Source organism: Sphingobacteriales bacterium (genome assembly GCA_016699615.1).
Lineage (GTDB): Bacteria > Bacteroidota > Bacteroidia > Chitinophagales > JADIYW01 > JADJSS01.
This window is the reverse complement of record CP064984.1, coordinates 741388-760037: the sequence shown is the minus strand read 5'-3', so window position 1 is coordinate 760037 and position 18650 is coordinate 741388. Positions and strand designations below refer to the sequence as shown.

The window sequence follows — 18650 nt, the reverse complement described above, 5'->3', positions numbered from 1 at the left end:
ATAATATTTTACTATTCAGAAAATTGTTTTAGCATATTTATTGTTGGTACAAAAAATAACGTGCCAGTTTCGGCTGTACTAAAATCTAAGATTCTATCGTAGTTTCCTTTTGGATTTCCAAGATACATATTTTCCAACATTAGTTTTATTGTACTAAATTTACTTGCATAGGCAATAAAATAAGTACCCATGTTGTTGTTTGCAATACTTCCGAAAGGCAAGTTATTACGTACAATTTTTAAATCATCGCCCACATTCGCTAATGCAGCATGCGAGTTGCTTGGCTTAGTATCATCATCCATTTCAATATCATCTGCCTTTGTTCTACCTATTACATTCTCTTGCGCTTGTACTGGAAGAGCTTTCCAAGCATTCATATCATGTTTGTATTTCTGAACAAACAAATAGCTACCACCTTTGTATGTCTTATCTTCATCGCCAATTATGCCAAAGAATGTTCTGTCTTCGCCTCTCGGATTTTCGGTGCCATCAACAAAACCTAAGATACTTCTGCCATCCCAATATTTAAAACCATGTATTTCTTCTATACAATCTGCAACATTATTTAATGCATCAGCAATATTTTGAGCAATATCTATACAATAACTTTTTATCTCAGACCTAATATGGAAATGCAAATCACCAGGTGTAGAAACCGCAGTATGTTTCGTGCCTTCAATTGCCTCAAATTTTACAAACTCTTTTGGCAATGGTTTGGACAAATCTAATTTTTTCCATGCATCAAAACCAATACCCAAAACAACACTAGTTGCTTTGTCAGGAAAACGAGTATTCGCTGTATTATTCAAATTAATTACTAAAGCACAAATAGATTTAAAAGTATCAATACAATCTACACCATTTTTAAAATTCCATACCATAAAAATTGTATTGTTATTGGGCGTACTCAATACATCTTGAGAATTTGTTTGCATATAAAATAATTTAAGAATTTGATTGTCAAATATAAAAAATATATGTAGCTTTTTTATGGAACTATATGTAAAATTAATAATGAAATAAATAATAACTAATGTTGCTTTTTTTGTTTTATTAGACACAAATCATCAAAAGAAAATAATGGCAAACCCACGTTGTGCAACTGCCACTGATGTTAGCGGCTGGTATTATTATTTTAGTTTATAATAATCTTGTTCATTACAATTTATTTCTGCTTGTTCTACAATGTCCTGAAATAGCTTTCCCTTTGCGTAAATTGACATCCATTCAAGTCCGTTGGATGCAGGAAGGCAAATTGCAATTTTTCCGTTCTCTGCTTCTTCTCTACATTTTTTAGTTGCAGAAGAGTTGTTTCCTGAATTTGGTGTTGTTGATATTCTAGGTCTATACGTATTCTTAAACAGTTTTGAAAAGTCAATTTTTTCATTTTCTAATATAAATACTATTGAGCCACGTTTCCAAGTTGTCGCATTCCATAAGTATTCATTTCCTAAAATACATTCCTTCGTCTTGTCAAATTTATATTTTCCCTTATCTTTTATGAGTATGTTGATTTCTGCGAGTTTTATTGAATAATTCATTTTGCCATATAAGAAGAATTCGTCTTTTCGTCCGTTATAGACAAATACTTCGTCTGATTTGTCCAACAAAGGTCTAATTACTAACTCGTGTGCACGCAAAACACTTTTTTCTTCATAATGATGTCTAATCTCACCTGTTAAGTTTACGTTTAAGGGTTGAAGATAATTATCTGTCATTGTCTGCTATTATTTTCTGCTGTGCTTTTTAAAGTCACTGCTAACGTGCGGCGGATTTGCTAAGTTACGAACTGCAAACGAAGTTTGCAAGTGTATTTTTTATTAGAAATGCCACCAGATACCAGAGAACAAAAGTAAAGAAAATAGCTATATATTAATACCAATAATATATGATATATAAATTATGTAAGACTACCACAAAAAATACAACGTTGTGCAACTGCCACCGATGTTGTGCGTTCGGCATACTTTTTTAGTACGCAAGTTTTCTGTTATTCAGTTCCACGTTAAAATTCACTTTCGCTCCCAAAGCTTCAAAAACTTTCATAATAGTTTCGAATCGTGCATTTTTAACACTGTTTTCAATTTTTGAAATTTGAGCTTTTTGAACACCTACAAGTTCGCCCAATTCTTCTTGTGTTAGGTTACGTTCTTTTCTTGCTTCTTTTATTGCCTGTCCTAATAAATCAATTCTTAATTCATTTTCAAAGGCTTCACGCTTTTCTGTTCCTCGCTTTCCAATATGTTTGTCAATCATTGTATCAAGCGAAACGGTTTTAAATTTATCTTTTACCATAATTATTTATTTTTCAATTTATTTTCTAAATATTGTTTTCTCACATCTTCAGCCTTTTTGATTTCTTTTTGGCGGAGTTTTCTGCGTCTTTTTTAGAATTCCATGTGTTGCAATAACCAGAGTTTCTTTACCCTCAACTTTATCCCAAAATGAAAAAAGTCTATACGCTTTGCTATTGTATAAAGTACGAAATTCCCAAATGAAATCATTTAATTTTTTAAAGAGTTCATTGTCATTTAAGAATTGAGCTTTTCTAATATTGTAATATATTTTTTCTCTTGTTTTATCGTCAAGGTTTTCTAAAAACTCAATTGCATCGGGTAATAATTCAATATCAAATTTAGGCTTCATTCATAATTTTTGACAAAGATAATAATTTCCCGATTGGGAAATAAATTATTTAATTTTATAGTTAAAATTTAACTTGAAGGTCGAATGTAGCGAAGACTTTTACACCGTTTGAAGCCTATGTTTTTATAATAAGCGCCACCAGATACCAGATAACAAAAAGAAAGAAAGCAACAATATATTAATACTAATAATATATTATATATAAGTTATGTAAAACGCCCACCAAAAATACCACGTTGTGCAACTGCCACCGTTGTTATGTGGCGTTTTTTTATTCAACATAAGTTTCCGTTATCACGGTTTTTACAGCTTCAATTTCTGTTGTCGTAAGGTTGCCTAACTTTTTGATAACTCTTGTTCTGTCCACCGTTCTGATTTGGTCTAAAACTACCCAACCTTTTGTTTTGGTTTGTTTAATTTCAACTCTTGTCGGATATGGCTTTGAACTGCTTGTAAGCGGTGCAACGACTATCGTTTGAAGATATTTGTTCATCTCGTTTGGCGAAATAACAACACAAGGACGAGTTTTTTTCATTTCGCTTCCTATGGTTGGGTCAAGATTTACCAAAACCAATTCGTATTGCTTTATTTCCATTCTTCGAAAGTTTCGTCTTCAAAAATGTCGTCAATTAGCAATTTGTCGTCTCCGTTTGCGTGCATAAGCTTGAACGACTTTTCCCAACCTTTTCGTGGTACTGATTTTGGTTTCAGGATAATTCTACCTTTTTCCAAAATCAATTCAAGTGTATCGCTAATGTTATACTGCTCTAAAATTGATTTTGACAACCTGATGCCTTTTGAGTTTCCGATATTGATTACTTGAACTTCCATAAAAATCTATTTTGTAATTACAAAGTAATTACTTTTTTCTTGAAAAAACAAATTTTGGCGGAAGATATTTTTTTCAATACTCTTTGTTTCCTGTTTCTCGTTTTAGTTTGTCGTCAAAAACTTGTTTGAATTTAAGCAACTTTTCAAGGCACCAATTTTTGATTTCGTCCAAAGTTTGCGTGTCTGTCCAAATGTCGCCTTTAAGTTATGTAAAACGACCACAAAAAATACCACGTTGTGCAACTGCCACCACTGTTGTGCGTAGTATTTTTTTGTCGTCATTTTGTTTTCAGTTTTAATCACCACCACAACCACCGCAACTACTACAAGAACTGCCACAACTGCTTCCACAGCTACTGCCACAAGAAGTTCCACAGCTTCCGTTGTTATTATTTTTGTCAATATAGTTTACTAATGGTACAAATTAAGTTGTCAAAACTGCTGTACCTAATAAAAAATAAGTCCACTGCCAATTATTTTCAATTTGTCTTGTAGGTAAAATGTCGTTTTTGTATAAGTCAGGAATTATTGTTGTTGAAATTTGCTTTGTCAGTCGTTGTAAAAAAACTACTGTAATAATTACTAAAACAATTGTCGCAATTACAATTTGAGAAACTGGCTTATCTCTTAAAATTCCTGTCACAATTCTTGTAAATGAAAGCAAAACAAGTAAAGTCAATATTGCAAAGTTTGTATAGAATAGGATACCAAATTTCTTGGACTTGTTGAAATATTTTCTAAATGCGTCCATACTGTTTGGAATGTTCCAAAATATTGGCTTTGTCGCTAACTTTCTCAAAAGATTAGGATAGTAAGTTGTTCCTAATTCTGTCAATACAGAAGTTACTTGAAGTTGAAAATTATTAATTGTCGCATTACTTTTCGCAAGTTCGATAGTATTGTCTTCGTTAACTTTAATTGTTCCATTGTCCACCAATTCATTTACTGTTCCATTAATAACATTGCCAAGTTTTTGTGTCTTTAAATAAACGAGTTCAAAAGGTTGAAGATTGTAAGTAAAAGATGTTTCGTCAAAACGTAAAACGATATTTTTTAGTTTTGTTTTGTTGTAAAATTCAAGTGTCAATAAAGTTGCAACCGTCAATGCAATAAAAGCAAAAATAAAATATGGATTGTCAATTTGAACATAAATTGGTTTCAAAAGAAAATACGCAGGAACAGTTAGGCTAATAAAGGCGAGTATTCCAATGATTATGAATGTTCTTAATTTAAATTTTGCTTTTTCAAGATTTAGGCTTTCAAACATATCGTTGCAAGTCCAAATATTTTTAGGTTGTTTGCCAAAATCTCTTTCATAGAATTTTATAGTTCGTTCTTTTGCTTGCTTAAATTTTTCAAATTCTTCTCTGTTATGAGTTGAAGGAATATGTTGTATTTGTTTACCAATAATGTTGCAAAAGTCTTGGTAAGATTGGGTGAAAATTAGGTGTTGATGCCAAACATTGTCAATAATTTCAGATGGCGAAACCATAAAGTCAGAAGTTGCAGCCAAATACATAAACTTTTTGTATTCCAAAATCGCTTGGTCTGTAAACTCCTTTGTCCAAAAGTTTTCGTTGGCAAGTCTTGTTGAAAATCCATACTCGCTTGGTGGATTGTCAAAATCAAAGGCTAATATTTTATTCCAAAGTTCTTGGTTCATTTTGAATTGTAGGGTGTCTCTGTAATCCGCCGCACGATGTGCAAAAGGCGAAGCGTAGCGAAGACTTTTGCACATCGTTTTGCCGCTTTGCGAAGGCGGGGATTTTCAGCACTAAATTTCATTAGATGCACATAGCTTGAATTTAGCACTTCATTGTTATAGATGCACGAAAACCCGCCTATTGCAAATGTGCTGTTATGGGCTGGTTTTATTCGTCTTTCGTTTTTTTCTTGTCTATTTATTTAGATTTGTCCTTTCCTTTGTGCTGTCTTCACATTGTGAAACCTATTCTTTAATCACCTTTTTTATGCTTATGAGGCTTTAAGGTAGGTATGTTTTTAGGAGTTTCTTTATTATCTCTCTGTCTCTTGTCTGGTTTACCAGTAGATTCAGCAATTTTTTTTGGTCCAGGTTTAATTCCCATGATTTTATAGTTTTATTTTTGTAAAGTTATCAATTCAATTTTAATATTTCTTAATGTTCCCATTCTGTATTTTTTGACTGTCATAATTTGTTAAAGTTAAGTGCAGTGGCGATGCCACCACACTTAACTCATTTGTTAAATTATTTTTGTGCAGCCCTTGAACCTGCTTTAAAACCACGATTATAACCACCTCTGTATGTGTCTTGTCCTAGTTCTGGCAAAGGACATAAAGGAGTAAGTGGACAAAGTGCCATTGAACCTTTTACATCTTTCCAACCTTCACAATATCCGTCTTCCCAGCCATCACAAAAGTCACTATTGCTAGAAATTTCAGTTTTTGTTGAGCTTTTCAAATTACTTGTTGTGAAAGCGGTTAAAGCTGTAAAACCACTTAAAATTGCTACGATAAAGAATACTTTTTTCATTTTTTTCATTTTAAAATTCCTACTCGTTTGGCTTTTCGGTGTCGCCCCGTTTTTATTGTGGTCGCTAGTCTCCACAATTAATTGCATAATTTTTTATAACAGTTAAGAACTGTCAATTTGTATTGTCGGTGGTGGTCGCCCTGTCCCGTAGTGGTGTGTCATAAACTTGCCCATAACGTTTTGGCGCTTGGCGCAGTGGCGGATTTCGGAGTACAAAACTGTCAATACAGCACAAAAGTTGATGCGAGGTAGAAAGTTCAATTAACCACGTAACCCGCCATTGAGCCAAACGCCTGTTATGTGCTGCCATTCTATACATTGTGTCGTCTTTTCAGTTTTTCAAGTCCTTCGCTAATTCTGTCTTGATATTTATTGTCTTGTTGTTTCATTGCTTCAAAATATTCAATACAATTTTCTGTACCAATATCACTTAAAATATCATAAACATATTGTCTATGCTCATATTCAGGAATCGTGAGTAAATGCAGTAGAGGGATTTCAGTCTGTCCACTAAGATGTTTGAATCTATAGAATATGTAAGGTATTTTTTCTGTGTCTGAACAGATAACCAAATACTCCCAAAGAGGCATTATGCTCGCAGGACCATACTTCAGTAATTTTTCAAACTTAGATAAGGCAATGTAATAATTTACTGCTATTTCAGTGGTACTTGGTTCATAAAGAGGGTTGTATAATAACTTCGCAAATTTTATTCTTTCTAAATGGTCTCCTTTTAATATTTTTTCTTCACAATAACTAATTGGGTAATCTGGTTCAGTTATAGGTACGACACTTGATTCAATTAAAGGACATAAAAAAGATTCAAGTTTTCTTATTGTAAAGGTCTCTCCATCAACTTCTACTTGTAACTCATAATAATATTCTTCTAAGTCAAGGAAGTATGAACAGCCAACTATTTTCATTGGCTTCATTCTAAGTACTATTTGGTCTGTATATCCAGCATAAAGTCTATGTTTTAGAAACTTTGGAAAAAGTCCCAAGTATTTAGAACGAGCGTCTTCCAAGTTCGCACCTAATCTTAGATAAATCGTCTCGCCAATTTTATATTTTGGATTGCTATTCATTTACTGTTGTCGTTTTTTATGGTTGCACATAACGTTTTGGCGCTTGGCGCAGTGGCGGATTTCGGAGCACAGAATTGTCAATACACCACAAAAGTTGATGCGAGGTAGAATGTTCAATTAACCACGTAACCCGCCATTGTGCCAAACGCCTGTTATCGGTTCGGTGTTCTTCTTTCGTCTTGTCTGTCAGTCGGTTGAGCGTTGGCTTTGCAAGCTCTTTGACAAAGCTTTGCCTTGCGGGTTGGCTTGTGGGGCTTTGGCAATGTGCTTGCAAATAGGGTGGCTTGTTATTCATTTTCTTTGCTTGGTCATTTCATCGTTAAGAAATTCAAATACTCCGTTCTTACTTGTTTTATCCATTACTAGCTTGTCATATATCCCTTTGTTTTCTGAAAGTCTAAAAAAGTTGAACTTGTCATAATGTGCGTCAATATAATCCCAAGTCCAATTTAGCTTTTCACAACTTGAAAGGTTATTCCAATTTATTTTGTCATTCAGATTATTCAACAAATCAGTTGTCAGAGGGAGATAATAAAATGAGTAGTGTGTAGGATTAAATAAATCAATATTGCTTTCTATGAACTCTTTTGAAATAATATCTCGATGATTCCTGATAAACTCTGATTCTTTAAAATTCAATTTTTCTTTATATTTTTCGATAAAATCTAGCGTCAATTTAGTATTACAAAATTTGCATAGATTTTCCCAAGGCAAATATTTTATGAAATCATCTTGCAAAAAATAACTGATGTCGTTTTGTTGTCGAGTAAATACTCGAAATAGAAATGATGGCAAAGCCATTTTCTTCAAAATTGGATTTGTAAACTCTTTAGTTTCATACTGTTTTTTGTAATGGCTAAATACAAAATCAAAAGAATCTTTGTTATAGCTGATGGCAGGATTCAAAATTACTTTATCCCAATTCCATTTCTTTGATGCAGGATATTTATAAATAAGTTCTATACTCTTTGGATTTTGTGATAATGCGTCAAAATCTAGCTTCTCCATATACTTTTGAATAAATTCAACTGAAAGCGGGAGATTTTTATTAGCTGACAACTTTTTCCAATCCCATTTTTCTGAAAACTCTTGAAGTGTTTCTTCCGTGAAGTCAATATTTATTCTTTGTGATACCGAACTCCAATCAAGTATATCCTTATATCTTCTTAAATTTTCAATGGTTGAAAGTGGTTCTTTTGTTATAAGCCATTTGCTCCAATCAAACTTATCACCGTATTCTGAAAGTAAATCATTAGACCATTCAATGTTTTTGGACAGATGGATGGAACTAAATTCGATTTTGGATTCGTATCTTTTGAAAAGGCAATGTCAAATTTTATGGTCTTTATTTTCCAAAGTGCTGACCAATCAATTTTTGCATCTACTTTGTCGAGCAGTTCAATGTCCCATTTAACCGAATCGTTGTTCATTAAGTGGTATCGGTCAAAGTTTAGAATTGACTTGTACTGTAAAATGTCATCTTTTGAAAAGGATAGAAACGAGAAATCAAATCAAGTTTGAGTTGATTTAAGGCAATTTCTTTTTCTTCTTTTTCAAATAGACTTCTCATAATTTAATCTTCATTTACAAAACTCTCTTCATAATCTTGTCGGCTTAATACTGTGTCAAATAGACCAACATCTTCGCCTTCGTGTCTGTTGATTCCGATATATTCCAAACTTGCATCTTCGTAGCGTTTGAATTTGTAAACGGCATCATTCATCAAGGCAGAGTTGAACACGCCAAGACTTACCAATAATTCAAAGTCTTTTACCGAAAGTCCTGTTACTTTTTTGAAAAGCCCTGGCTCTAACTGCGTGATTACGTCTTTTAGACTTCTTTCTCGGTAATCAGTCAGATACATAAACACAGGTACACGAGTAGCGAACTTGATTAGCTTTTCTTGGATTTGCTTTCTTAGGCTCTTGTATTCCTTTTCTTCGTCTGAAAGTTCTTTTTCTCTTTCTTGGTTAGTTCTCGGTCGTTGGCTTCTTTCTTTGCTTTTTTTACTGCTTCCGATTTATTGATAATGGTTTAAATGTCCTGATTCAAATTCCTGAAGCCTTCAATGCTCATTAAAGCTTTCATTGCTTCTTCATTTGCCATAAGCCGGGCAAGTGTGTTGTTGTCCACGTTTACAAGCAAGGCACTTTCCCAACGTCTTGCCAAAAGCGTTGCGGTTGTACCGCTCATTGCCATATCTAAAATTCCCGCTGCATCTACTTGCTTCATTGAACTGCCGTCATAAGCCAATACAGGCAGGAAGTTGATAAACTCTGCAACTTTTGTTTCGGGGTTTGATTCGTTCACATTAAGTCGGCAACTATAATCGGCAATTTGTCTTAATGCACGGTCGGGTGCAAAGTCAAAAACGTAACATTCTTCTTTTAATATTTCTTCTTTGTTGGGTGATTTGCAGTCGGGGTTTTTAATAACCCAAGGCGTTTGTACACGAAATGCCGCTTGAAAATAGGTTTCAGGACTGGAAGAATTACGTAACATAAAAATGCCTGTCCACGGTTTTACCGATACACCTGTGGTGAGTTTACCGCACGAAAGCGTAATAGTTTTTGATTCCAATGGATTGTCGGTCATTGCATCTAATACTGGTGGCAATGCTTCTATTCCAATTCCTGCTTGTGTTCCTGCTGCAACTACCACTTCGTAATCGTGGTAAAATATATTTTGTCGTCTTTCAAGTAACAATGCCATTGCGTTGCACGCTGCAACGGTTGGCAAAAACCAAAACGTGTGATTCAGCACTTTGAGTAATGGAGCGTGTGAAAACGGCAAAGGCGGTTTTTTTGCTCCCATCTTCAAATGGTCAACGGTGGTTTCGCTAAACGAACCCCGAATTAAATCCAACCATTTTTGTACTTCATCTTCGTATTTGAAATGTGCTTTTCGTCCTTCGCCCTCGGCTTTAAAGAATATGTTTAAATCAAAGCCGTCAAACTCACCTTGCATAGCAATTTGGCGAATGGAATCAGGCAATTGATACGTGAGCATTACCATTCTTGGTAAGGCTGCATAAGGATTTGCCCCTTTTGAATTGTCCCAATTTTCTTTTTCCCTTTGCTCGTCAGAATACGTCCAATTAAAAATTTGTTCTTCGATAAATTCGCCCGAACTAATAGCACGAAACGGAGTGCCTGACAAATACAAATAATGATTGGTGCTGATTGGAATTATCTTCTCTAAGTGTTCCGCTTTGTCTTCTTCGGCAATCCCTTCTTTTTCAATCTTTTTGTATTCTTCAATTTCTTTTTCGGCTTCTAAATCTTTACCGAATAAATCTTTGGCGTTTTCTCGCCAAGCCCCAAAATGATATTCGTCAAAAATGATACAATCCCACACGGTGGCGTGTACCCATTCGTTTTTTGTTTTGATACCGCCTGTGTTGGTGTTCTTGCCTAAAAAATCCTGAAACGAACCAAAGCAGACCAACGGTTTTTTGGTGTCAATATCTTGGCTTGATAGTTCATCAGCGTGTTTGGAAATAAATTGCCAACCTTTAAAGTCAACGTGAGAAAGTAAATCTTCTTTCCAAGCATCTTCAACGGCTGGTTTAAAAGTAAGTACCAACACTTTTTTCCAGCCCATTTTTTTTGCCAATTGGTAACTGGCAAACGTTTTTCCGAAACGCATTTTGGCATTCCAAAGGAAATGGGGTGTTCTGTCTTTGTTTTCTTTCTTGAAACTCTTGAAATAGGCGATTGACTTATTTACGGCTTCTTCCTGTTCGGGTCTCATACCGAAAGTAAGGACACGATTCTCTTCTGTTTTTTCGCCTGTTTTGATTTGGTGAATGGCTCTACGCAAGTCGTTTAAGCTGCATTTAAACCATTCTCCGCTTTCGTTTACTACTTTCCATTCTCTCAACAATCGGTGTACTTCGTGGTCGGTAAAAGAACTACCGTCACGCTTCATTGCCGATTCTTCAAATACAATTTTGTATGGAATGGCTGCCGTGCCTAACTGTTCTTTGATACGTGTTTGTGCATCACGGTCGGTATAGCCGATTTTGAGTAAATCCTTGTGCGTAGCCACACCGACCAACTCATAAGCATAAATGGTTGGATTGGTGGATGGTCGGGGTGGAAAAAATTCTTTTTTACTCATCTTCTCCACCATTTTGTGATAAATCCATTGGGCGAATCATACTTTCTATGAAAGCAATTTCATCTTCTGTTAAGCCATATTTTTTGTAGAGTTTTTCGTCTGTCCAAGGTTCATCAAAATTTTGAGTAGGAACAAACTGGTATACACCTTTGGCGTGTGTTGAGTGTTTTTCTCAATAAAACTAAGAACCTAAAAAACTTAGTTTGAATGTAAGAAAGAACATTCAATGTCCTTTTTTCAGTCGAGAAGGGACCAATAACAAGATATGTTTCTGTGCAACAACTATTCGGCTCACCATAAAATGGCTTGTTTATTATTTGGTGGGGAAAATCTTCGCCAGCACCGTAAGCCATTGTAATATAAATTTTATGTTCTTTTACCCAATCTTTATTTTGGACTACTTCATCTGATGAAATATAACCTACATTCTTATTGCCATATATTTTAACTGACCCTTTGAAAGAATTGTTTTTGCCCTTAAAAAATGTTCTAAATCCAAATGGTTTTTGTGTGCTTACTAACTCACTAAATGTTTTTTCATTTAGAGACTTAACTTTTCTAAGGACTGAAATTGCTTCGTTGTATCTTACGAAAATGTCACTGTTTTTTTCTAATAATGGTCTGGTTAATATTGAAACATTTTCACCACGTTTTGTTTTAACTTCACACTGACCCTTGTAATCTTTTTCCCATAGAAAGTAACATACCCCACCTTTAATTTCTACCCCTGGAAAACATTCCGAAGAAACAGGATAATCAACAATTTTGGATATTCTACTGTCTTTTAACATTTCATCTCTAAATTCATCAAGCCCCCTGCCCCCTGCGAACCAACGGGAGGGAATAATCATTGTTAAATACTTGGGATTTAACTTTTTTGCTTGTTGTACAAATCTATGGTAAAGAGGAATTGCCCCCCCCCTTGTTCTTGCTTCTTCATTACTATCACCACCATCACTCAATTGATAAGGTGGATTTCCAACGATAACGTCAAACTTCATATTGAATATTTTTTCAGGTTTGTCTGTGTGAATAAAATTGTAAGCGTATGTTTCCAAAGCATCTTCTCGGTCGTACACTTCTTGGCTTGCACCGCAATAGGTACATTTTCCGTTTTGCCAAGTATGTTTCATTCTTTTGTAGCGAATGTTTCCTTGTTCATCATCAAAGGTTTCGCAAATGGAGTATTTGCCATTGGCTGTTTTGGAGCAATACACGCTTCTGCGAGAAAGCAAAGCAGTTAAATCGGTAATGGCAATGCCATACAACTGTTGGCTAAAAATGTGGTTAATGCGTTCCTGTTTGTCGGGTATTTGGTTTTCCAAACCGTGCATTAGTCGCTTAGTCATTTCACGCAAAAACACACCACTTTTAGAAACAGGGTCTAAAAACTTGGCGTTGGGGTTGCTCCACAATTCGGCTGGGAGCAAGTCCAAAATGTCGTTTACCAAACCGGGTGGTGTGAATACTTCATCATTGCTCAAATTAGCAAGGCAAGAGAGTACATCTGGGTTATAATTCGTTTGAATCATCTTCGCCAAGTTTTAAAAAATGAATAAGCGGAAAATCCTTTACAGGTTCGTCAATGGCTGCTGCGTTGCCTTCGTCATTGAACATTGAAAACTGGTGAGTTTTCTCAACTAGAAATTTGAACATATAATCTCTGCGTTTCAGCATAGAGCCGTTTACGGCACTCCATTCAGAAAACACAATGGGTTGTTTGGTTTCGGGATTGGTAAAGTCCAATGCATCGCCCCAAAGTATGTTTCTGCTCAATAAAAATCGAACAGAACGAATACACTCATTTTTTACTTGCTTGAATACTTTAGAATACCAATCGGTATAAATTCCAAGCAAACGGTCTCGGCATTCTTGGGCGTTGTCTTCCAAAATGTCCACTCCGTAAATGCTCGATACAGCAATCACAGAATAGCGTTCCCACTCCACTTGACTTTTGCTGTATCGGCTGTCAACAACTGCTAATTTTCGTCTCAAAACTTCTGCTAAAAAGTTGCCGTTTCCGCAAGCAGGTTCTAAAAATCGGGAGTCAATGCGTTCTGTTTCGTGTTTCACCAAATCGAGCATAGCGTTTACTTCACGTTGGTTAGTAAACACTTCCCCGTGGTCAGTAACCCGCTTTTTTGGATTTTACTTGGTTGTCTGGTTTTATATTTTCTGTTAATTCAGTCACTTTTTATTTTTAATATTTTCAGTCGTCTAAGTTACTTTTTCTGTCTTGTCGTCTGTCCGTGCGTTGGCAAAAAATGGCTCTTTTGGTTTTTTGAGCGTTGGCTCGTGTGTCGACAAAAACCAAATGTGCCATTTGCGGGTCGGCTTTTTTACACTGACCGATAACGTCCCGCGGCTTTGCGAAGTGGCGGATTTTCAGCACAAATGTTCATTTGAAAAACTGAATTTGAACCTTGCACTAAACTGTCATAGAAGCACGAAACCCGCCATTTTGCAAAACCGATGTTATGCCTTCGCCCTTCTTTTTCTGTCGTCTGATTTGTTGTCATTTCTTGTAGGTTTTGTCTGCGTTGGTAAAGCAAGCTCTTTTGCAATTTTTGGTCTGTGCGTTGGCTTGTGCGAATTGCAAATGTGCTTGCTTTTAGCGTGGGCTTTCCTTTGATTTCATAAATATTGATATTGTAAGTCCTATTCCTACTACTACGTCAACGATGTTCCAAATCTCTCTGCCAAGTGCAATTTTAAAAAATGGTTGAAATAGCAAGGCAAGTCCACCGTAAATTATTATTTCTGTCTGTCTGCCTTGTTCGTGTGCTTGATATGCTAAAATTGCAAAACCAACTAGACCTGCAAACCTTACAAACTGGTAAAAACCATAATGCATATTGGCTAAACACAGAAAAAATAAAACTGCTAGAACTATTTTTATTGCTTTATTCATACTCAATAATATTTAATGTAATATAAACCTGTATTCGGAATGCCAAAACTCCAATACTTTCTACCGTCTGGACTAACACCAAAACGAAAACCTAAAAAACCAAAACTTGACCCAACTCCTTTTTTAGATAATGTGGTTCTAATTGGTCCTAAATTAAAAGATTTACGCCATCTAAATGCCATATTACAAATGTTTATTTTTAAAGTCATCTATTTTTTTTCTTGCTACTTCATTTTGAACAGAAGCAATCTCTGTAATAAGTTCTTTATGAAGTTCATTTTCTATTTTCACTCTGTCTTTAAGTTGTTTTTGCTCTGCTTCAAATTCAATTTCCCTTAATTTTTGTTGATGTAATAAATACTCTGATGTTTTTTCGTCAAGTTCCATTTCTAAATCCTTCTCTTTTCTGTATATTGCTCTGTCGTAAGCACCAATTGGAGTAGCAATTTTTGCAATAGTTGGAAGAATTTCAATGGTAAAAAATAAAATTCTAATGAGCCAAAGTAAAAATAAAATAGTTGCACCTTCAGAATCATATTCGCTAACCCATTCTAATTTTGATGGTTGAATTTCTGATGGTTGATTATTTGATGCTACAGTTACTGATAAACTATCTGTTGTATTTTTATTTGATAATGAATCAATATTTTTCTTTACAACAGGTTTTAATACTTTACGATGTGTTTTTGCTAAATCTTCTAATACCATAAAATTAAACACAAAACTATTATCGTGTTTTGAAAGAATTGAATCTATTTTAGAACCTGCACTTTCTACTTTGTCAGTTCCTTTTTTAATTTTGTCATTTATCTTTTTCTTTTCTTCTCCTAAATCAACAAGTTCTTTTTTTCTTTCTTCTACCCAGTTTTTTATATAAACTTCTAACTCTCTTTTTTTAGGGAAATAATTTTTATTACCATAATTTGCCATATTATTTTTAGCAATACTTCTCTGATTAGAAATTTGGTAATATCTCTCCATATTTCCATTATTATATTCGTTTATGGCTTGAGAGTTTAGATTATTGTATTTGTTTTTGTATGAAATATATTGACTTTCTGAATTCTTAAATTCTCTTTTAAGGTTATCATATTCTACATCATTTTGAGGCTCACCTTTGGATAATAAATTGTTTAATTCATTAATATTTCCTTCTAAATTACTCGATATTTCTTTTTTACCGTCAATATCTTCAATAGTACTTTGTCCATAAATAATATTCAAAGTTTTGTCTTGCTTAAATTTATTTTTGTGAATATCAATACTATCTCTAAATATGAGTAATTCTAAAGGTATTGAAATGATAAATGCAATAAGTATAGCTAAAACTGCTCTTGATAAAAAAGGAATCCAAAAATTTTGTTCTTTTTTAGTTGGGTCTTTTTTTAAAGTTACAACCATACTTCTATCAATACTAAATATCAATGAAGCCCAAATAATCCCAAAAACTACTGATGTAACATAACTTTCGCCAAAGTAATAACCTGCATAACTTCCTGAAAAAAAAGCTAATAAAGTGGTCATAAATATAGTAAAACCTATACCAGCTTGTCTATTGTAATCTGTTGGACAATCTTTTAATATACTAATTTCAGCTCCAGATAATAACCAAAAAAAGTATTGAATTTTTGAATACTTTTTCTCAAAACTTTTTGATTTTGATTTAGAAGTTTTGCTCATAATTTTTCTTATTGTATTATATATTGTTTTTCTTGTTGAATAAATTTGAAAATAAGGTTTAATAAAGATAAATTGTAATAACAAAAATTTTGCTATCCAAAATAGAATTATAACCATTGCGTTTTCAGATGTTTTAACTTGATAGTATAATGAAAATAGGTGTTTTATTATTTTATAATTACCATAATCGTCTCCTTTTATTATCAAGTCATAAAAAATTTCTGTTTCAAAATTTTTAAATTTAAAATTGTTGTTATTATTAATAAAATCAAAACATTAATAAATAAAATGACAATCAAAACACTAAATTTGAATACCTTTTGAAGTTGTTTTGTGAAAATTCTCACGATTCTTATGAAGAAAAATAAAATTACAATACTTGATAATATAGATGTAAAAACGTTAGAATATACAAAGTCATTAAAAAACACAAAAGACGAAATAAAAATTACTAAGTATTGAAATATAAAGAAAATGCCAATTGAAGAAAGGGAATTATATTGCGTAGAACAATGGTTAACGATAAAATTATCAAAGCCTGCAACTTTACACATATTTTTTTGTAGAATATTCATCATTTACTCAATATAGTTTTTAAGGTTTCAAATAAATTAAATCTTTTATTATTTTTAATTGCTTTTTGAAAACTAATTTGACTTTCTGTAAGAATATTGTTTACATTTTCCGAAAAATCCAAAGTAAAAACAGGTATTAATTCTTTACCTGTTGGAATAATATTTTCAAATCTTGGAAGCGTAGGAAGATTTTGTACCTCTATATTTATTTTTTCACTTTCTATGGTAAATAAGTCATTACTTGCTTTTAAATAAAAATATTGATTTCTCTTCGGCTTTAGAGATATTTTATTTTTAGTTGTTACATCAATTTCCTTGTCAATATTTGAGCAAAGTTTTATACTAGAAGCATTGTTAATTTTCCAATTTAACTCGATTGGCAGAGATTCAACAATATATTCATAATCTGTAGTAAAAGTTTCAATTTCAATTCGCTTAAATACTTGAACTTTCAGCGTTTTCTCTTCTTTTGTTACACGATCTAATGCAGTAAAAATAATTTTATAATTTGTATCTTCTGATGGAGAAATTACTTTGTTCCCTTTATTTGATAAAACCTCTAAATTTCCTGCATAGTGCAACTCTACTTTTTCTACATTTTCAAAATCCCAAACAATTTCAGTTTCTTTTCCAAATTCAATTTTTTGGTGTTTTGCTCTAAATTCTTTTATTTTTGGAAGTGGAAGGACTTCAATTTTCAGATCTTGTTCGGTCTTACCAACTTCGTTTTCTGCAATTATTTTAAAAGATGATTTAGGTTTTGTTGATTTTATAAAACCAGATAAAGAAACTGAACCCAAGGTACTAATTGTTACATTAGTAGCATTTTTTGTATCCCAAGTCAAATCAATAAAAGAGTTTTCCAGAACCTTTAAAATGTTTGAATTAAAATTTACAATTTCAGGCTCTTTTAAAAGTATAATTTTATCCTCAGTTATTTCACAAGTATCATTTTCAATATATAGAACTATCTTTTTACGATGTCTTATGTCTTTTAGAATAATTTCACTTTTACTATCTGTAATATCAATATTTTTTCTTCCAAATTTTAAATTCCCTTTTTTGAAATTTTCAATTGACCAACGTACTTTTATGGTGCCAAATTCTTCTAAAATATGATAAGTAAATTCTACAATAACAGGGCGATGATTACCACATATTTCACAAGTTTGCTCTGAAAACTTATTAATGTGATCATCATAATTACATTGCCATTTTGATTCACTCATATTTTACTTATCTGTATTTAGCCCTTTAATTATCAATCCTTTAGATGGTTTTATGTCATCGCTTTTTTTATCAATATCTGTTGCTTTTAGATTTTTACTTATTCGTAAACCTGACACGGGTTTTTCTTCTTCTTCAATTATTGGTTTTGAGATAACTTCTTCTAACAATAAGTCAGATGATTTAAGTATATCAAATACTTGAGAAATATTAGGGCGTTTGTCAAAATCAATTGAAAGCATATCATTAATAAGTGAATCTAATTTTTTTGTTTTAAGACCACCTTTAAAATTTAATATTTCTTTATTATTTACAGCTTCCCAAGTGTAATTGTACTTTTTATTAAAAATTGGTTTGTTACCAGTTAAATATTCACAAAAAATTACACCCAATGCAAAAATATCGGATTGTACAGTTAATTTTTTTCTATCTTCTTCTGTTTCACCGTCTTCTATATAAAATGCCAATTCTGGTGAATAGTATTCAGGTGTTCCAACAACTTCTTCAGTATTCTTTGGTGGTTCACTTGAAAAGTAACTATTGTCAAAATCTATAAGTTTTGTTGTATAACCACCTGCAGTTGTTTTTTTTATCAAAATATTATCAGGTTTTAAATCACCGTGAACAATTTTTAAATCGTGTAAAATCTTTAAACTATGAGTTACGGTTTTCATAATTATTAAGATTTTATCAATTGAAAGTTTTGAAATATCAGCGGTTGAAAAAGAAGTTATATCTATTTTTTCTGTTATTTTATAATAGGAAGTATGAGCTCTAAAAAAATCTACAGCATAAACAAGGTTACCACCAAAAGCAACTTTTTTAGCAATTTCCTTATTTAATTTATTATGATGGTTTTCAAAATCAGTACAATTTTTTCTTCTTTTTTCTATTGTAGCAGGACTTCCTGGACTTCCAGGCACGGGAAATCTTGGTGACAAAAATTCTTTTATAAAATATTCAGTTCCACCTTTTTTGGCAAATGATATTTTACTCATTCCTCCTGCTACAAGAAAATCTTTTAATATTTCATATCCTCCTATTAAATCTCCTTTGTGCAT

At 33.0% G+C, this 18650-nt stretch carries 17 protein-coding genes and 3 pseudogenes; all 20 read right to left on the bottom strand.

The window, feature by feature from the left end:
* Nucleotides 1–11: 11 nt before the first annotated feature.
* The 20 genes and pseudogenes from IPK18_03680 to IPK18_03585 all read right to left on the bottom strand — a co-directional run bounded on the left by IPK18_03680 (nt 12) and on the right by IPK18_03585 (nt 18650).
* Nucleotides 12–935: a Dyp-type peroxidase gene (locus IPK18_03680; protein QQR98636.1), complete on the bottom strand. Its 924-nt coding sequence runs from the start codon at nt 933–935 to the stop codon at nt 12–14.
* 195 nt (nt 936–1130) lie between these two features.
* Entirely contained in the window at nt 1131–1718 is a 588-nt protein-coding gene (locus tag IPK18_03675) for a hypothetical protein (GenBank protein QQR98635.1), read from the bottom strand.
* A 253-nt stretch (nt 1719–1971) separates the two neighbouring features.
* Complete coding sequence (locus IPK18_03670; GenBank protein QQR98634.1) at nt 1972–2295, bottom strand: helix-turn-helix transcriptional regulator; 324 nt, start codon at nt 2293–2295, stop codon at nt 1972–1974.
* A 2-nt stretch (nt 2296–2297) separates the two neighbouring features.
* Nucleotides 2298–2646: pseudogene (locus tag IPK18_03665) on the bottom strand (type II toxin-antitoxin system RelE/ParE family toxin).
* Between the two features lie 271 nt (nt 2647–2917).
* Nucleotides 2918–3241: a type II toxin-antitoxin system PemK/MazF family toxin gene (locus tag IPK18_03660; GenBank protein QQR98633.1), complete on the bottom strand. Its 324-nt coding sequence runs from the start codon at nt 3239–3241 to the stop codon at nt 2918–2920.
* Nucleotides 3232–3477, bottom strand: a complete 246-nt coding sequence (locus IPK18_03655; protein ID QQR98632.1) for an AbrB/MazE/SpoVT family DNA-binding domain-containing protein — start codon at nt 3475–3477, stop codon at nt 3232–3234. The genes IPK18_03660 and IPK18_03655 overlap by 10 nt, the downstream gene beginning before the upstream one ends.
* A gap of 102 nt (nt 3478–3579) precedes the next feature.
* On the bottom strand, nt 3580–3879 hold the full coding sequence (locus IPK18_03650; GenBank protein ID QQR98631.1) for a hypothetical protein: 300 nt from the start codon (nt 3877–3879) through the stop codon (nt 3580–3582).
* 22 nt (nt 3880–3901) lie between these two features.
* Nucleotides 3902–5140, bottom strand: a complete 1239-nt coding sequence (locus IPK18_03645; GenBank protein QQR98630.1) for a DUF1399 domain-containing protein — start codon at nt 5138–5140, stop codon at nt 3902–3904.
* Between the two features lie 564 nt (nt 5141–5704).
* The gene (locus tag IPK18_03640) at nt 5705–5989 is read right to left on the bottom strand and encodes a hypothetical protein (GenBank protein QQR98629.1); all 285 of its coding nucleotides are present in this window, start codon (nt 5987–5989) and stop codon (nt 5705–5707) included.
* A gap of 311 nt (nt 5990–6300) precedes the next feature.
* A complete protein-coding gene (locus tag IPK18_03635) occupies nt 6301–7074 on the bottom strand; it encodes a hypothetical protein (protein QQR98628.1) in 774 nt (257 codons plus the stop codon).
* Between the two features lie 291 nt (nt 7075–7365).
* The gene (locus IPK18_03630; GenBank protein ID QQR98627.1) at nt 7366–8082 is read right to left on the bottom strand and encodes a hypothetical protein; all 717 of its coding nucleotides are present in this window, start codon (nt 8080–8082) and stop codon (nt 7366–7368) included.
* A gap of 191 nt (nt 8083–8273) precedes the next feature.
* Nucleotides 8274–8504: a hypothetical protein gene (locus tag IPK18_03625; protein QQR98626.1), complete on the bottom strand. Its 231-nt coding sequence runs from the start codon at nt 8502–8504 to the stop codon at nt 8274–8276.
* Between the two features lie 143 nt (nt 8505–8647).
* Nucleotides 8648–11208 (bottom strand): annotated as a pseudogene (locus IPK18_03620) (GIY-YIG nuclease family protein).
* Nucleotides 11189–12728, bottom strand: a pseudogene (locus IPK18_03615) (Eco57I restriction-modification methylase domain-containing protein). The pseudogenes IPK18_03620 and IPK18_03615 overlap by 20 nt, the downstream one beginning before the upstream one ends.
* The gene (locus IPK18_03610) at nt 12709–13311 is read right to left on the bottom strand and encodes an SAM-dependent DNA methyltransferase (protein ID QQR98625.1); all 603 of its coding nucleotides are present in this window, start codon (nt 13309–13311) and stop codon (nt 12709–12711) included. The pseudogene IPK18_03615 and the gene IPK18_03610 overlap by 20 nt, the downstream one beginning before the upstream one ends.
* 496 nt (nt 13312–13807) lie before the next feature.
* Complete coding sequence (locus tag IPK18_03605; protein QQR98624.1) at nt 13808–14107, bottom strand: hypothetical protein; 300 nt, start codon at nt 14105–14107, stop codon at nt 13808–13810.
* 2 nt (nt 14108–14109) lie between these two features.
* Nucleotides 14110–14289: a DUF4236 domain-containing protein gene (locus IPK18_03600; GenBank protein ID QQR98623.1), complete on the bottom strand. Its 180-nt coding sequence runs from the start codon at nt 14287–14289 to the stop codon at nt 14110–14112.
* 1 nt (nt 14290) lies between these two features.
* Nucleotides 14291–15787 carry a DUF4407 domain-containing protein gene (locus tag IPK18_03595; GenBank protein QQR98622.1) on the bottom strand — a complete coding sequence of 499 codons (1497 nt, stop codon included), beginning with the start codon at nt 15785–15787 and terminating at the stop codon, nt 14291–14293.
* A gap of 574 nt (nt 15788–16361) precedes the next feature.
* The gene (locus IPK18_03590) at nt 16362–17591 is read right to left on the bottom strand and encodes a hypothetical protein (GenBank protein QQR98621.1); all 1230 of its coding nucleotides are present in this window, start codon (nt 17589–17591) and stop codon (nt 16362–16364) included.
* A 3-nt stretch (nt 17592–17594) separates the two neighbouring features.
* A complete protein-coding gene (locus IPK18_03585; GenBank protein QQR98620.1) occupies nt 17595–18650 on the bottom strand; it encodes a protein kinase in 1056 nt (351 codons plus the stop codon).

Bases quoted from the DNA above. Each gene is read 5' to 3' on its own strand.
- IPK18_03680 (QQR98636.1), bottom strand. From the start codon at position 935: ATGCAAACAAATTCTCAAGATGTATTGAGTACGCCCAATAACAATACA.
- IPK18_03675 (QQR98635.1), bottom strand. From the start codon at position 1,718: ATGACAGATAATTATCTTCAACCCTTAAACGTAAACTTAACAGGTGAG.
- IPK18_03670 (QQR98634.1), bottom strand. From the start codon at position 2,295: ATGGTAAAAGATAAATTTAAAACCGTTTCGCTTGATACAATGATTGAC.
- IPK18_03660 (QQR98633.1), bottom strand. From the start codon at position 3,241: ATGGAAATAAAGCAATACGAATTGGTTTTGGTAAATCTTGACCCAACC.
- IPK18_03655 (QQR98632.1), bottom strand. From the start codon at position 3,477: ATGGAAGTTCAAGTAATCAATATCGGAAACTCAAAAGGCATCAGGTTG.
- IPK18_03645 (QQR98630.1), bottom strand. From the start codon at position 5,140: ATGAACCAAGAACTTTGGAATAAAATATTAGCCTTTGATTTTGACAAT.
- IPK18_03640 (QQR98629.1), bottom strand. From the start codon at position 5,989: ATGAAAAAAGTATTCTTTATCGTAGCAATTTTAAGTGGTTTTACAGCT.
- IPK18_03635 (QQR98628.1), bottom strand. From the start codon at position 7,074: ATGAATAGCAATCCAAAATATAAAATTGGCGAGACGATTTATCTAAGA.
- IPK18_03630 (QQR98627.1), bottom strand. From the start codon at position 8,082: ATGGAGAAGCTAGATTTTGACGCATTATCACAAAATCCAAAGAGTATA.
- IPK18_03625 (QQR98626.1), bottom strand. From the start codon at position 8,504: ATGAACAACGATTCGGTTAAATGGGACATTGAACTGCTCGACAAAGTA.
- IPK18_03605 (QQR98624.1), bottom strand. From the start codon at position 14,107: ATGAATAAAGCAATAAAAATAGTTCTAGCAGTTTTATTTTTTCTGTGT.
- IPK18_03600 (QQR98623.1), bottom strand. From the start codon at position 14,289: ATGGCATTTAGATGGCGTAAATCTTTTAATTTAGGACCAATTAGAACC.
- IPK18_03595 (QQR98622.1), bottom strand. From the start codon at position 15,787: ATGAGCAAAACTTCTAAATCAAAATCAAAAAGTTTTGAGAAAAAGTAT.
- IPK18_03590 (QQR98621.1), bottom strand. From the start codon at position 17,591: ATGAGTGAATCAAAATGGCAATGTAATTATGATGATCACATTAATAAG.
- IPK18_03585 (QQR98620.1), bottom strand. From the start codon at position 18,650: ATGCACAAAGGAGATTTAATAGGAGGATATGAAATATTAAAAGATTTT.